This is a genomic window from Salinicola avicenniae, from assembly GCF_023736115.1.
In the GTDB taxonomy this organism is placed as follows: domain Bacteria; phylum Pseudomonadota; class Gammaproteobacteria; order Pseudomonadales; family Halomonadaceae; genus Salinicola; species Salinicola avicenniae.
On sequence record NZ_JAKQZC010000003.1, the window covers coordinates 150,894 to 165,358 of the forward strand.

The window sequence follows — 14,465 nt, forward strand, 5'->3', positions numbered from 1 at the left end:
CGACGCGCGTATGGAGGAAGCCCGGTGAGCGAGCGATCCGCTATCGTCGCCGGGAGACAATTTCGGATTGCCGTGACGCGGTTGCGGATAGCGCCGCGCACGGTCTGACACAGAGGTGAAGCATGACGGTCAGAATCCTGACCTGCCAAGTCGAGTCGGTCGAGGACCTGACACCGGATGTCTTTCGCGTTGTTCTCGAGGGTCGTGGTGAAGCCATCGCCCACGCGCCTGGACAGTATCTCGAACTTGCCGTGGACGACGACACCTGGGTGCCGTTCTCCATCGCCAGCGCCCACCGCGGCGATGATCGGCTCGAGCTGCATATCCAGCACTGGCCGGAGCGCACGAACTCCGCGCGTCTGCGGGAGCTGCTGATCCATCAGGCCAGACTGTCCGTGCGTCTGCCCAATGGCGACTGCTACCTGCCCGAAGCGCGAGAGGAACCGCTACTGCTGGTGGGTGCCGGCACCGGCTTTGCCCAGCTCAAGGCGATTGCCGAGGCGGCGCTGCGTGAGGACCCGTCTCGCGAGATTTCGATCTGGTGGGCGGTCCGCGAGCGGCGGGATCTCTACGCCGAGACGCTGGCCGCGCAGTGGGCCCTGGACCATCCCGCAGTCGAATTTCACGCGGTGATCGAAGCGCCGGAGGTCGAGCTGGAGCCGCAGCCCGGCGTCATCTGGCATCAGGGGCGCATCGACGAGGTGCTGGCAACCGAGCTCGAATCTCTCGCCGGACTCGAGATCTATATCGCCGGTTCGCCGGGCATGGTCTATGCCTGCGTCGACACGCTCGCGCCGCTCGGCCTGGAGGAATCGCAGGTGCACTCGGACGTGTTCAGTTATGCGCCGCGTGTGCCGTTTCTGCCGCTGCCGGAGGCCGATCCCGAGAGCGCGCCGTTGAGTCCCGGTGAAGCGCGGGAGAAGTCGTGAGCCAGTCGCCGATTCTCATCACCGGCGGTGCGCAGCGCCTCGGACGTCACTGCGCCGAGCGCCTGCTCGATGATGGGCACCCGGTGATCGTAACCTACCGCCGCGAGCGAGACACGCTGGACTCGCTGCGCGAGCGTGGTGCCATCACGCTGATGGCAGATTTCTCGAGCGAGCGGGGGATACGAGAGTTCATCGCCCGGCTCACCGAGACGACCGGGAGCCTGCGTGCCATCGTGCATAATGCCAGCGAATGGGTGGCCGATCCGGACGTCGAGGCAGCGGGTGAAACGTTCGAGCGATTGTTCCAGGTCCATATGCAGGCACCGTACCTGATCAATCTGCACGCCCGTGCACTGCTCGAGGCGTGCCAGGAGCCGCAGCGCGACATCATTCACATCACCGACAGCGTGGTGCAGCGCGGCGCTGCCGGGCAGGTGGCGTATGCCGCGACCAAGGCCGGGCTCGAGAGCCTGACGCGCTCCTTCGCGGCGCAGTTCGCCCCGCAGATCCAGGTCAATGCGGTCGCGCCGGGACTGATCATGAGCGCGGAACTCGGGGCACCGGTCGACGCTCGCCGGGTTCCCGGCCCCGGGGTTATCTACCAGACGATTCGCTACCTGCTCGACAATGACTTCGTGACCGGCACGGTCATGCCGGTCGATGGGGGCCAGCATCTCACCTGATGCCGGCAGGTTTCAGCTCCAGGACCCTGCTACAACGATACGGTCGCGCTAGAGCGAGACCGTATTGCCGCGAATCTGCACGAGCTTGCCTTCATCGATGACCGGGCCCGAGGGCTTGCCACCAGGCGCACCGGCGCTCGGCTCCATGCTCACGGCAAAGTCGGCGGTCTTCATCAGATTGAGCATCTTCGCCGGCAGCTGCATGGTGGCCTGTCCCTGGGTCGGCAGCATACCCAACGAAACCGGGGTGCCATTTTCCATCATCCACAGCTCCCCGCCCTTGCCGACGGGCATTGGACCGGGGGCCACGGCCTGGACCATCATCTTGCCGTTGAGCGTGGCGTTGAGAATCCAGGCTGGCTGACCGTTAGGCTGGTTGATCACGAAGACGTACTCACCGGGCATCATCGCTGGCTCTCGCGGCGCCAACGCCATCACGGCCAGGGCCAGCGCGGCGGCGGTCGCGACGCCGCTGATCGTCCGCCAGAATCCGAGTCGTTGTAGCAGTCCGGTGCGAAGGCCCAGCCGCTGGGCGATCTCTGGCCACAGGCGCTGCGGCGGAGAAACAGGCGTCAGCTGCTGATTGAGCAGTTGCAGGTGCTCGCGCCAGGCATCGACGCTGGCTTGCAGGTCGGGGCTGACCGCGAGCAGCGCTTCGAATTCGGCGCGCTGTGGCGCTTCCAGCGTGCCAAGCACGTACTCGCCGGCGGCTAGGTCGCGCTCGTCGGGGTCGCTCAGGCGAAACGAGTCATGCATGCTTTCAATCTCTCCAGACCGCGGCGGACCCAGCTCTTGACCGTTCCTAGCGGCGTGGTCAGATGCGCCGCCAGATCGTGATGCGTCAGCCCCTCGAAGAAGGCCAGTTCCAGGGCCTGGCGCTGCGGTGCGGAGAGCTCCTCCAGGCACTGCTGCAGCGATGCTGCCTGCTGGTGGAGATCGCTCTCCCGTTCGACGTTCGCCTCGCCCGGCAGGGTTTGCAGAATCGTCTCGCTGTCGGACTCCCGTGGACGCTGGCGGCGAAGCCAGTCGATGCCGATATTGCGGGTCAGGGTCGACAGCCATGTCATCGGACGGGCGCGGCTGGCATCGTACTGCCCGGCGACCTGCCATACCTTGAGGTAGACCTGCTGCAGGCAGTCCTGGGCCGCGGCTTCCTGACGAACGATACGCAGCAGTTGCGCGTATAGATGCGGGCTGGTCGCGCGGTAGAGCTTCTCGAACGCCTTGCCGTCGCCGCGGGCGGCAGCGTGAAGGTGCTCGATCAGTACCTCGTGGGGTGGGTAGGCCATGAAATTCCCTGCTTGCGCGGCGTCGTCGTCAGTCTCGTCAACGCTTGGCAACAAGTAAAGGCCGCAGCACGCTCGCGATGCCGGGGGTTGCCAAACGTCGCCGGCGCGTTAAGATGAAAGGGATTTCCGCGAGATGCCATCATGAATCCCAAACACGCCTACAACGTTGTCGAGACTGCCGCACCCGCCGGCGGTTATCTGGCATCCGTGTTTTGGGGCTATGGCTATTGGTTTAGCACTGGCGTGCCCGCCGGTGGGTCGACATGACCTGAACCGCGAGGCACGCCCGGAACTGGGCTGCCTCCCTCGCACGAGAACCCCCGGATGGCAGCCCCACCCGGGGGTTCTCGCGTTTCAGGCACTACTCTGGAACGAGAATTGCCATGAACGCTGTGACTCCTGCCCTGACATCTGCTGCCGACAGCTCCGCCCCCGCCGCTGGCGAGCGTCGGACGCTCTCCCTCCCTACCGCGCGCGAGCTACGCGAGCAGCTGCCGCTGTCGGCGGCGCTGCAACAGACGATCGCCCAACAGCGCGAGGCCATTCGCGCCATCCTCGCGGGCGAGGACGACCGCCTGCTGGTGGTGACCGGCCCCTGTTCGATTCATGATACCCGGGCGGCGCTGGAGTATGCCGAGCGCCTGGCGCCGCTCCAGGCCGAGCTTGGCGATCGACTGCTGCTGGTAATGCGCGTCTACGTCGAGAAACCCCGGACGACGGTGGGATGGAAAGGTCTGGCTTACGACCCCTATCTCGACGGCAGCGACGACATGGCCGCCGGCCTGGCCATGGCGCGGCGTCTGATGCGTGATATCGCAGAGCTGGGCCTGCCAGTGGCGACCGAGGTGCTGCAGCCGATGGCGGCGGCCTATTTCGAGGATCTGCTGAGTTGGGTCGCGATCGGGGCGCGGACCACCGAGTCGCAGATCCATCGCGAATTGGCCAGCGGCCTCGGTGCCGCGGTCGGCTTCAAGAACGGCACCCAGGGCAATGTCGACGTGGCGATTGCGGCGATGCAGTCCGCTGCTCACGGGCATCGCCACTTCGGCGTCGACGAGCACGGAGCACCGGCGATGGTCGAGACCGCCGGCAACCCGCATACGCACCTGGTCCTGCGCGGTGGCCATCAGGGCCCCAACCACGATATCGCCAGCGTCGCCGCGAGCCGCCGTGCGCTCGAGCAGGCCGGGCTGGCGCCGCGGCTCATGGTCGACTGCAGTCATGCCAATTCGCGCAAGGATCATCGTCGCCAGGTCGAGGTGCTCGAAACGGTGCTCGATCAGCGCCTCGATGGTGAGCGGAGTCTGATGGGCGTGATGCTGGAGAGTCATCTGTTCGAGGGCAAGCAGCCGCTTGGCGAGCCTTTGCGCTACGGTGTCTCGGTGACCGACGCCTGTCTCGGCTGGGAGACCACGGCGAGACTGCTGACCCGCGCCGCTGCGCGTCTGCGCCAGGCAATGACATGATGAGACGTCATGGCCTGAAAGACGGGTCTTCTTGGAAACCGTTCTGTCATCGTTTCGACCCTATTCTCTTCCGCGGAATCTACCGTGACGAGGAGAAAGAAGATGAGTCGGGAAGTCGAAGATCATCGCTTGCATAACACGAGTGCCAATACCCCGTTCGACGAGATTGTCGCGCGTCATCTGTCACGCCGCCAGATTCTGCAGGGAGGGCTCGGTCTCGCCGCCTTCTCGATGATGGGCGGCTTCGGGCTGGGTTCGAGCGGACTGGCCCTGGCGGAAGAGAAGACGCCGCTGTCGCTGGCGTTCGAGGCCATCCAGGGCTCGCGCACCGATGCGGTCGTCGTGCCCACGGGCTATCGAGCCCAGGTACTGATCCCGTGGGGAACGCCGCTGACCGCCGAGGCGTCAGCCTGGCACAGCGATCTCGCGATGACGCCGGCGCAGCAGGCTGCGAGTGTGGGCATGCATCACGATGGCATGCATGCGTTTGCGCTCGACGCGGACAGCGGATCGCGTCGGTTCCTGCTCGCCCTCAACAACGAATATATCGATCAGGATGCGCTCTGGGCGCCACAGGGTGGCCCGACCCACCCCGATGGACTGCGGCCGGCGAATGAGGTTCGTACGGAGATCAATGCCCACGGCGTGACTATCGTCGAGATCGAACGGCAGCCGGATGGCAGCTGGTCCCATGTTGTCGATTCGCGCTACAACCGACGCTTCACTACCGCGACGCCGATGATGCTCTCGGGCCCGGTGGCAGGCAGCGACTATGTCGTGACGGCCTACTCGCAAGACGGCACCCAGACTCGGGGCACCAACAACAACTGTGCCAATGGCTATACGCCATGGGGTACCTATCTGACCTGCGAAGAGAACTGGCCGGAGGTGTTCGTCAACACAGGCGAGCGATATGCCGACGACGCACGACTCGGTATGCCGACCGATCGCGGGCGTTACGGCTGGGAGACCGCGGCAGGCGAAGACGAACAGTCGAGCGAGTTCTCGCGCTTTGACGTCACGCCGCGTGGCGAGCGGGCAAGCGATGACTATCGCAATGAAGCTCGCACCTTTGGCTATGTCGTCGAGATCGACCCCTACACGCAATCCCAGGCGATCAAGCGAACTGCGCTCGGACGTTTTCGCCATGAGGGTTGCTGGCCGGGGCCGGTGCGCGAGGGCGAACCGCTGGTGTTCTATACCGGCCACGACTCGCGCAACGAGTATATCTACAAGTTCGTCAGCGCGGCGAATTGGGACCCGGCAGACGCCCCGAGCCCGGGCAACGAAGCGGATCGCCTGGCGATCGGTAACAAGTACCTCGACGAAGGGACGCTTTACGCTGCGCGCTTCGACGAAGACGGCAGCGGCGAATGGCTGCCGTTGACGCCGGATGCCAGGACGCCTGCCGGGAAGACGCTGGCCGAATCGCTTGGGCTCGAGGCGGGCGATCTCGCCGGCGTGATCATCCATACCTGCGATGCCGCCGACCGCATGGGCGCCACACCGATGGATCGCCCCGAGTGGTCCAGTGTCGACCCGGTTTCCGGCGAGGTGTACTTCACGCTGACCAATAATTCCAAACGCACGGCGGAAGGCAGCGAGGCGACCTATACCAACGAAGGCAGCGCAATCGACGAGGCGGGTGTCGGCTATGCCACGGCACCCACCAACGCGGCCAACCCGCGTGCCGACAACGGCAACGGTCATATCATTCGCTGGCGCGAGCGGAATGATGATGGTCGCTTCGACTGGGAGATTTTCGTCTTCGGCAGCGACGCCGAGGACAAAGCCAATCGTTCCGGACTCACGGCTAGCAACCAGTTTGCGAGTCCGGACGGACTCTGGTACGACGAGCGCGGTGACGGTCGCGGTATACTCTGGTTCCAGACCGACAACAGCGATAACGCGGTGGCGGAGTACACCAACGATCAGCTGCTGGCGGTGGTACCCGCGTCACTGAAAGCTGGCAACGGGGGGGCGGTGATCGATGACGGCAATCAGGATCAGCTCAAGCGCTTTGCGGTCGGCCCCAACGACTGCGAAGTGACGGGAATCTTCGCCACGCCCGATAGAACGGCACTCTTCATCAACATCCAGCACCCGGGCAACTGGCCGGCGGATGGCGATGCGCTGACGCAGGATGCCACCTTGCCGACGTCCGGAACGGTTCGCCCACGCGCCTCGACGGTGGTGATCTGGAAGGAGGATGGCGGACAGGTCGGCGTCTGACACGATGCCGGGTGCGCATCGCACTGCAGCCGGGTGGCAAGCTTGCCGCCCGGCTTTTTCATGTCTATCCAGAACGCCACGCTGACGGACTGGTTCGCGCAGCCGACGTCATGCCTGAGCGGCGTAGGCGTAGAGCAGGGTTTCCTGGGCGCTGATCGGCTCGGCATCGCCACTCTGCTGCAGATGGTACTGGCCTTCGCTATCCAGCACCCAGCTCTGGCAGTTGTCGAGCAGGTAGGTATCGAGATCCTTGCGCACCTGCTGGGCGACCTTTTTCTCCAGTAGCGGGAAACAGGTCTCGACCCGGTGGAACATGTTGCGCTCCATGGCGTCGGCGCTGGAGCACCAGACCTCGTGGGCGCCGTCGTTCAGGAAGTAGTAGACCCGCGTGTGCTCGAGGAAACGACCGATGATCGAGCGCACCTGAATGTTTTCCGAAATACCAGGCACACCGGGGCGCAGACAGCACATGCCGCGGATGATCAGATCGCAGCGCACGCCGGCCTGGGAGGCGCGATAGAGCGCGCGAATCAGCTTGGGTTCGGTGATCGCGTTGCACTTGATCACCAGGCGCGCCTTCTTGCCGCGCTCCGCCAGCCTGGCCTCGCGATCGATCATCGCTACCAGGGTGTCGTGAAGCGTGAAGGGGGCGTGCAGCAGCCGATCGATCTGGCGCGTCTTGCCCATGCCGGAGAGCTGCTGGAAGACGCGATGGACGTCCTCGCAGATCGTCTCGTTGGCGGTCATAAGACTGTAGTCGGTATAGAGCTTGGCGGTCTTCGCGTGGTAGTTGCCGGTGCCGAGATGGGCGTAGTGGCGCAGCTCGCCACGCTCGCGACGCACGATGTGCATCAGCTTGGCGTGGGTCTTGTAGGCCATGACGCCGTAGACGACGATCGCGCCGGCTTCCTGCAGGCGCGAGGCGAGCGCGAGATTGTCGGCCTCATCGAAACGGGCGCGCAGCTCGATCACCACCGTGACCTCCTTGCCACCGCGCGCGGCTTCCACCAGGGCGCTGACGATTGCCGAGTCGGCGCCGGTGCGGTAGAGCGTCTGCTTGATCGCCATCACGTCCGGGTCGCGGGCGGATTGGCGTAGCAGCTCCTCCACCGGCGTGAACGACTGGAACGGATGATGCAGCAGCACGTCGCTCTGGGCGATGGCGCTGAACAGGTTGACCTCGCCACGTACCGGCTTGGGCAGGCCCGGCGTGAACGGACGATAGCGCAGGTCCGGTCGCTGCACGTCATCGAGCACGGCCATCATGCGCGTCAGGTTGACCGGGCCATTGACCCGATACAGATCGCGTTCGTCGAGCTCGAACTGGGTCAGCAGAAATTCGATCAGGCTATCCGGGCAGTTGTCGGCGACTTCGAGGCGAACGCCGCTGCCGTAGCGCCGAGCCAGCAATTCGCCGCGCAGGGCCGAGGCCAGGTCGGAAACCTCCTCGGGATCGACCGAGAGATCAGCGTTGCGGGTCAGTCGAAACTGATAGCAGCCCTCCATCTCCATGCCCGGGAACACCTCGTGAGCATGCGCGTGGATCATCGACGACAGGAACACGTAGTCGGTGAAGCCCGACTCGCAGAGCGCTTCGGGCAGCCGGATCAGACGCGGCAAAGAGCGGGGCGCCGGCAGGATCGCCATGCCGCCCTCGCGACCGAAGGCGTCGGTGCCCTCGAGTTCGACGATGAAGTTGAGACTCTTGTTGACCAGCCGAGGGAAGGGGTGGGAGGGGTCGAGGCCGATCGGGCTGATGACCGGCGCGATCTCCTCCTCGAAATAGTCGGCGACCCAGGCCGCCTGCGCCGGCGTCCATTGCGAGCGGCGGCGAAAGCGGATGTTCTGCTCGGCCAGCGCGGGAACCAGCATATCGTTGAGAATGTGATACTGGCGCTCGACCTGTTCATGCGCGATGCGCGAGATCTCTTCCAGCACGCGCGCGGGCGGCATGCCGTCGGCGCCGGTCTCATCGTGGGCCAGTGCCAGCTGGTGCTTGAGACCGGCGACGCGAATCTCGAAGAACTCGTCGAGATTGGAGGAGAAGATCAGCAGGAACATCAATCGGTCGAGCAGCGGATGCGAGGGGTCCAGCGCCTGCTCGAGCACGCGAATATTGAACTGTAGATGCGACAGTTCGCGGTTGAAGTAGAGGCTGGGATCGCTGAGATCCGCCTGCGGCGACGGTGTCGCCTTGGCATGGATGCCCTTGCGAGTCCGGTTGACTCGAAGTGGCGGCGAGGCAGCTTCCTCGCCGCCGCCCCCGACGGACTGCGCTTCCTCGTGCTCGCGCGCGGCGTCGGACCTTTCCGGGCTATCGGACTTGTCCAGCATGTCGGTCATCACGTTCTCCTCACGTGTCGGGGCCGACATGCCCGCGACACTCAGACTTCGTTGAGCAGTTGCGCCGCCCGCTTGGCGAAGTAGGTCAGGATGCCGTCGGCACCGGCTCGCTTGAAGCAGGTCAGCGACTCCAGAATCACGCTGTCCGGGTCCAGCCAGCCCTTCTCGAAGGCCGCCATGTGCATGGCGTACTCGCCGCTGACCTGATAGACGAAGGTCGGCACCCCGAACGACTCTTTGACGCGCTGTACCACATCAAGATAGGGCATGCCGGGCTTGACCATCACCATATCGGCGCCTTCCTGGATATCGAGTGCGGTCTCGTGCAGTGCCTCGTTGGTATTGGCCGGGTCCATCTGGTAACTGAACTTGTCGGCGCGGCCCAGGTTACCGCTGGAGCCGATCGCATCGCGGAACGGTCCGTAGTATTTCGAGGCGTACTTGGCCGAATAGGCCATGATCTGCGTTTCGTGAAGCCCTTCGCGCTCGAAGGTGGCTCGGATCTCGCCGATACGCCCGTCCATCATGTCCGACGGCGAGATCACGTCGGCCCCTGCCTCTGCGTGAGAAAGCGCCTGCTTGATCAGTGCCTCGATGGTGCGGTCGTTCTGCAGGTAACCGTTCTCGTCGGGGATGCCGTCCTGACCGTGGGACGTGTAGGGGTCCAGGGCCACGTCGGTGATGATGCCCAGATCCGGGAACCGTTCGCGCAGGGCGCGAATGGCGCGCTGGATGACACCGTCCGGATTCCAGGCTTCAGCGCCGTCGACGCTCTTGCGCTCTTGCGGCGTCACCGGAAACAGGTCGATGGCCGGGATGCCCAGCGCGACCAGTTCTTCGGTCTCGCGCAGCAGTTCGTCGATCGACAGGCGCTCGACGCCGGGCATGGACGGCACCGCTTCGCGGCGCTTTTCGCCCTCCGTCACGAAGACCGGCAGGATCAGGTCATCGGTTGTCAGGACCGACTCCCGGGCCAGACGGCGAGAAAAATCACGCTTGCGCAGGCGACGTAGACGGGTGGCGGGATACTGACGGGACAGGGTATGACGCATGCAACTCTCCACGAAAGCGGCGACGCGTCCGGGGACGCGTCGCGACGCCGATCAGTAGATTATCGGCGCGGGATGACAGAATGATGACGATCGATGCCCTCGAGTATAACAACCGTGCCGAGGAGCGAGGCGAGGGCGATTGTCGCGGGGCCCGCGAGGGCTAGGCGTCGCCGTCCTGCGGCTCGGCGCGGCGGCGGTGCACGATGCGGCCGAAGATGATGCCGACCTCGAACAGCAGCCACATGGGCAGTGCCAGCAGGCTTTGCGAGATGATGTCCGGGGGCGTCAGCAACATGCCGATGATGAAGCAGATCAGCACCACGTAAGGGCGTTTTTTGCTCAGCGTGCGAACGTCGGTGATACCGGTCCAGATCATCAGGAAGGTCGCGATGGGAATCTCGAACGCTACGCCGAAGGCGAAGAACATCTTCAGCACGAAATTGAGGTAGGCGTTGATATCCGTCATGACCGTGACATCTTGCGGGCCGGTATGGACGAAGAAGCTGAATAGCAGCGGAAAGACCACGTAGTAGGCGAACGCGGCGCCGCAGTAGAAGAGCAGGATACTCGAGGCCAGCAGCGGGAACGCCAGGGCTTTTTCGTGCTTGTAGAGCCCCGGCGCGATAAAGGCCCAGGCCTGGTAGAGCACGAACGGGATCGCCGCGAAGATGGCGACGACCATGGTCAGCTTGAACGGCGCCAGAAACGGCGAGGTCACCTCGGTGGCGATCATGCGCGAGCCGGCCGGCAGCAGCGCGACCAGCGGATCGGCAACGAAGCGATAGATCTCGTTGGAGAACGCGTAGAGGCCGGCGAAGATCACCACGATGACGATCACCGCCTTCATGAGCCGCGAGCGCAGCTCGATCAGGTGCTCGATCAGGGGGGCCTGTGGTTGCTGTTCGTCCGGCGGGGTAGAGGAGGCATCACTCATCGGGCAGCCGAGTCCTTATCCGCGGGAGAATCCTTGTCCGTCCGATATGCCTCGTCAGGACTGGCCTGAGGGGAGTGTCTGACGGGCGTGTCCGCTGCTGAGGTCTGGTCGGCCGACGGAGACGCGGGCGACTTCGCCTCGGCAGCCGCGCCGCTTACCGACGACGAGTCGGCGCGATCGCGCTGACGCTCGTCCTCGGTCTCGAAGGTGCGTTCGATGCCCCGGCGGGTCTGGTTGACGCTATCGTCGAGCTTCTTCTGTTGCTCGGCGAGTTTCTGACGCAGCTCCTCCGCCTCGAGCTGGGAGGTGATCTCCCGCTGCATGGTCGAGACGCTACGCTTGATCCGGCCGACCCACAGGCCGGCGGTTCGCGCCGCGCGCGGCAGTCTCTCCGGCCCCAGTACCAGCAGCCCGACGATGCCGATCAGCAGCAGTTCGAAGAAACCGATATCGAACATGATCGGTTACTTGCGCTCGGTCTTGTCGTCGGCCGGTTGCTTGGTCTCTTCACGGTGGCTATCGAAGGTGCTGTCCTGCGACTCCTGTTGGGAGTGGTCGAGACGGCTCTGCGTGGTGCTCTCGTCCTTCTTGTCGTCATCTTCGTTGACCGCCTTCTTGAATCCCTTGACGGCGCCACCGAGATCGCTGCCGACGTTGCGCAGTTTCTTGGTACCGAAGATCAGGATGATGATCCCGAGGACAATCAACAATTGCCAGATACTGATACCGCCCAGCATGACTTTCTCCTTAACCCGTGCGCGATGGCGCGATGATGACTTATTGATTCTGTTGGCGTGAGGCCTTCTCGTCGAGGCCGGAGACGCCGAAGCGGCGTGCCAACTCGTCGAGCACCTCGCGATGATCGATATCGAGATGTGACAGCATGACCAGACTGTGAAACCACAGGTCGGCAACTTCACCGATCAGGTCCTGGCGGCTGCCGGCATCGTCTGGCGTGACGTCCTTGGCGGCCAGCACCGTTTCGGTCGCTTCCTCGCCGATCTTCTCGAGGATCTTGTTGAGACCGCGATGATGCAGCTGCGCGACATAGGAGCTGTCGGGCTCGGCGGTCCGGCGGCTCTCCAGCACGGCCGCCAGTTTCTCGAGTGTATCACTCATGCGATGAAATTCCTGAGTCTGGGCGAACGGCGGTGGCGCGTCGTCCGCTGCGGTTCACGGTGGCCACCATCATACACTCAGCGCCAGGCCAGCAGCAGTACCCCGAGCCCGGCCGCGACCAGTACCGGCCAGGGCTGCTGCTCGGCCCATGCCAGCATCGGCTGCCACGCCAGCGCCAGCGCCAGCAGCAAGGCACCAAGACGCAGTCGCCGGGCGCGTGGCGCGGCGTTGGCGAAGCGTTCCTGCAATCCTTTCAGAGCTTCGGTCTGCTGGCGGCTGAGACGGCGCTGCTCCTTGTTGTCGGCCAACGCCTGATGGGCCAGCACGGGCAGCTCGGGTACCTGATGGGCCAGTTCCGGGGCATGCTTCTTGAGCGTCTGCCAGAACCCCTTGGGGCCGGCGCGCTCGTGCATCCAGCGTTCGAGATAGGGGCGCGCGGTACTCCACAGATCGAGATCCGGATAGAGCTGGCGTCCCAGACCCTCGATGTTGAGCAGCGTCTTCTGCAGCAGCACCAGCTGCGGTTGCACCTCCATGTGGAAGCGCCGTGCGGTCTGGAAGAGCCCCAGCAGCACCTGGCCGAAGGAGATATCCTTGAGCGGCTTCTCCAGGATCGGTTCGCACACCGCGCGGATGGCAGCGGCGAACTCGTTGGCGCGCGTGCCCTCACCGACCCAGCCGGATTCGATGTGCAGCACGGCGACTTCGTAGTAGTCCTGGCGGAAGAAGGCGAGCAGGTTGCGCGCCAGATAGTCCTGATCCTCGCGGGTCAGGCTGCCGACGATGCCGCAGTCGATCGCGATATAGCGGGGCGTTGTCGGATTGTCGCGCGAGACGAAGATGTTGCCCGGGTGCATGTCGGCGTGGAAGAAGTTATCGCGGAACACCTGGGTAAAGAAGATCTCCACGCCGCGCTCGGCCAGCTGCTTGAGATCGGTCCCCTGAGCGCGCAGCGCCTCGATATCGGCCACCGGGATGCCGTCGATGCGCTCCTGGACCATGACCTGGCGGTGCGTCAGTGACCAGTAGATGGTCGGCACGTAGAGCAGCGGCGAGTGCTGGAAGTTGCGCTTGAGCTGGGAGGTATTGGCGGCTTCCTTGTTGAGATCCAGCTCGTCGAACAGGGTCGCTTCGTAATCCTGAACCACCTCTACCGGTCGCAGTCGGCGCGCTTCGGGAACGCGTCGCAGCAGGCGCGCGAAGGTATAGAGCAGGCCGATATCCTCGCGCATGGTGCGCTCGATACCGGGACGGATGATCTTGACCACGACCCGCTCGCCACTATGCAGTTCGGCGGCGTGGACCTGGGCGATCGAGGCTGAAGCCATCGGCTGGGTATCGAACGCGGCGAAGGCCTCGTCGACCGGCTTGCCCAGCTCTTTCTCGACCATCGCCTTCGCTATTTCTCCGGGGAAGGGCGGCACCTGATCCTGCAGGCGCTTGAGCTCGTCGGCGATATCCGGCGGCAGCAGGTCGCGCCGGGTCGACAGCATCTGGCCGAACTTGACGAAGATCGGTCCCAGCGACTCCAGGGCCAGCCGCAGGCGTTCGCCACGGGAATAGCCGCCGGTCGGCATCAGCCGCACCGGCGCGAAGCGCCACAGCCAGCGCAGTACGACCGGCAGGCGCTCCAACGGCACCAGGGTATCGAGACGATAGCGCGAGATGGTCCAGCCGATGCGCAGCAGGCGGAGGCTCATGAACGTCTCTCCTGCCACCGCTCGAGCCTGGCGACGCGTGCCGCCAGGCGGTCGACGCCCTGCTGGAGCTCGGTCAGATGATCGCGGGCGACGGCCAGCTGATCGCGACCGGCCAGCCAGCGGCGCTCCTCGAACAGGTATTCACGCATGTCCTGTTGCCACTCTCGTTGCAGAAAACGTGCCTGGCCAATCAGGTGGCGCAGGCCGGCGGCGATGCCGTGAGCCGTGCCGTTGCCAAGCCCTTTGGCAAGCGCCCCCTCCCAGTCCAGGTCGAAATCCAGGAACAGTGCCTGGATCGGCGTCAGCAGCCCGACCTCGCCGCTGACCGACAGCTGTCCCGAGAACATCAAGCGTTCGAGACTATCGCCGGCGACGAGACGCCGAAGCGCCGTTGCATCCAGCGCCAGCGTGAGGTCGTCGCGCGCTTGCCAGTCGCGCACGCGCTCGAGCGACAACCCGTCGTCGTGAAAACGCAGGCGCAGGGCGAGTTCGGCATCGTGGAATGTCAGGCGCAGGGTCTTGCCGGACAGCGCCGCCAATCGGGCCGGCGTGGCCGGATCGCGAGCGAGCAGCGGGTTGATGGCCCGTTCGAGGGCGACCAGAAGGAAGGTATCCAGCATCGCTTATCCCTTGTGCGGCCGGTCGAATGCGACTCGGCCGGCGCCGGGCTGCACCCGGCGTCGTGGCTCGTCTGTCATGGGTATCATCGGACCCGAGG

At 64.6% G+C, this 14,465-nt stretch carries 14 protein-coding genes; 4 read left to right on the top strand and 10 right to left on the bottom strand.

The genetic code is table 11. The annotated features are described in order from the left end of the window. Positions 1-122 precede the first annotated feature (122 nt). Positions 123-929: a ferredoxin reductase domain-containing protein gene (locus MC381_RS07175; RefSeq protein ID WP_251977054.1), complete on the top strand. Its 807-nt coding sequence runs from the start codon at positions 123-125 to the stop codon at positions 927-929. Further along, positions 926-1,612, top strand: coding sequence for a dihydromonapterin reductase (gene folM, locus MC381_RS07180; protein WP_251977055.1), 687 nt, complete (start codon positions 926-928; stop codon positions 1,610-1,612). The genes MC381_RS07175 and folM overlap by 4 nt, the downstream gene beginning before the upstream one ends. A gap of 48 nt (positions 1,613-1,660) precedes the next feature. Here folM and MC381_RS07185 read toward each other — a convergent pair whose 3' ends face one another. Both MC381_RS07185 and MC381_RS07190 read right to left on the bottom strand, forming a co-directional pair. Further along, positions 1,661-2,368: an anti-sigma factor gene (locus tag MC381_RS07185; RefSeq protein WP_251977056.1), complete on the bottom strand. Its 708-nt coding sequence runs from the start codon at positions 2,366-2,368 to the stop codon at positions 1,661-1,663. After that, positions 2,347-2,901, bottom strand: coding sequence for a sigma-70 family RNA polymerase sigma factor (locus MC381_RS07190; RefSeq protein WP_251977057.1), 555 nt, complete (start codon positions 2,899-2,901; stop codon positions 2,347-2,349). Before MC381_RS07190 ends, MC381_RS07185 begins: the two co-directional genes overlap by 22 nt. A gap of 383 nt (positions 2,902-3,284) precedes the next feature. On the opposite strand from MC381_RS07190, the gene MC381_RS07195 reads away from it, so the two are divergent. Then, positions 3,285-4,367 carry a 3-deoxy-7-phosphoheptulonate synthase gene (locus MC381_RS07195; RefSeq protein WP_251977058.1) on the top strand — a complete coding sequence of 361 codons (1,083 nt, stop codon included), beginning with the start codon at positions 3,285-3,287 and terminating at the stop codon, positions 4,365-4,367. 102 nt (positions 4,368-4,469) lie between these two features. Next, positions 4,470-6,599: a PhoX family protein gene (locus MC381_RS07200; RefSeq protein WP_251977059.1), complete on the top strand. Its 2,130-nt coding sequence runs from the start codon at positions 4,470-4,472 to the stop codon at positions 6,597-6,599. Between the two features lie 108 nt (positions 6,600-6,707). Here MC381_RS07200 and ppk1 read toward each other — a convergent pair whose 3' ends face one another. The 8 genes from ppk1 to MC381_RS07240 all read right to left on the bottom strand — a co-directional run bounded on the left by ppk1 (position 6,708) and on the right by MC381_RS07240 (position 14,367). After that, entirely contained in the window at positions 6,708-8,942 is a 2,235-nt protein-coding gene (gene ppk1 / locus MC381_RS07205; RefSeq protein WP_251977060.1) for a polyphosphate kinase 1, read from the bottom strand. A gap of 41 nt (positions 8,943-8,983) precedes the next feature. Next, positions 8,984-9,994: a porphobilinogen synthase gene (gene hemB, locus MC381_RS07210; protein WP_251977061.1), complete on the bottom strand. Its 1,011-nt coding sequence runs from the start codon at positions 9,992-9,994 to the stop codon at positions 8,984-8,986. Between the two features lie 160 nt (positions 9,995-10,154). Beyond that, positions 10,155-10,928 carry a twin-arginine translocase subunit TatC gene (gene tatC / locus MC381_RS07215; RefSeq protein ID WP_251977062.1) on the bottom strand — a complete coding sequence of 258 codons (774 nt, stop codon included), beginning with the start codon at positions 10,926-10,928 and terminating at the stop codon, positions 10,155-10,157. After that, the gene (gene tatB / locus MC381_RS07220; protein ID WP_251977063.1) at positions 10,925-11,386 is read right to left on the bottom strand and encodes a Sec-independent protein translocase protein TatB; all 462 of its coding nucleotides are present in this window, start codon (positions 11,384-11,386) and stop codon (positions 10,925-10,927) included. The genes tatC and tatB overlap by 4 nt, the downstream gene beginning before the upstream one ends. A 6-nt stretch (positions 11,387-11,392) precedes the next feature. Then, positions 11,393-11,665 (bottom strand): Sec-independent protein translocase subunit TatA, encoded by a 273-nt coding sequence (gene tatA / locus MC381_RS07225; protein ID WP_251977064.1) that lies wholly within the window; start codon positions 11,663-11,665, stop codon positions 11,393-11,395. A 40-nt stretch (positions 11,666-11,705) separates the two neighbouring features. After that, positions 11,706-12,047: a phosphoribosyl-ATP diphosphatase gene (locus tag MC381_RS07230; protein ID WP_251977065.1), complete on the bottom strand. Its 342-nt coding sequence runs from the start codon at positions 12,045-12,047 to the stop codon at positions 11,706-11,708. Positions 12,048-12,124: 77 nt separating this feature from the next. Continuing rightward, positions 12,125-13,747: a ubiquinone biosynthesis regulatory protein kinase UbiB gene (gene ubiB, locus MC381_RS07235; protein ID WP_251977066.1), complete on the bottom strand. Its 1,623-nt coding sequence runs from the start codon at positions 13,745-13,747 to the stop codon at positions 12,125-12,127. Further along, complete coding sequence (locus tag MC381_RS07240; protein WP_251977067.1) at positions 13,744-14,367, bottom strand: ubiquinone biosynthesis accessory factor UbiJ; 624 nt, start codon at positions 14,365-14,367, stop codon at positions 13,744-13,746. The genes ubiB and MC381_RS07240 overlap by 4 nt, the downstream gene beginning before the upstream one ends. Positions 14,368-14,465 lie beyond the last annotated feature (98 nt).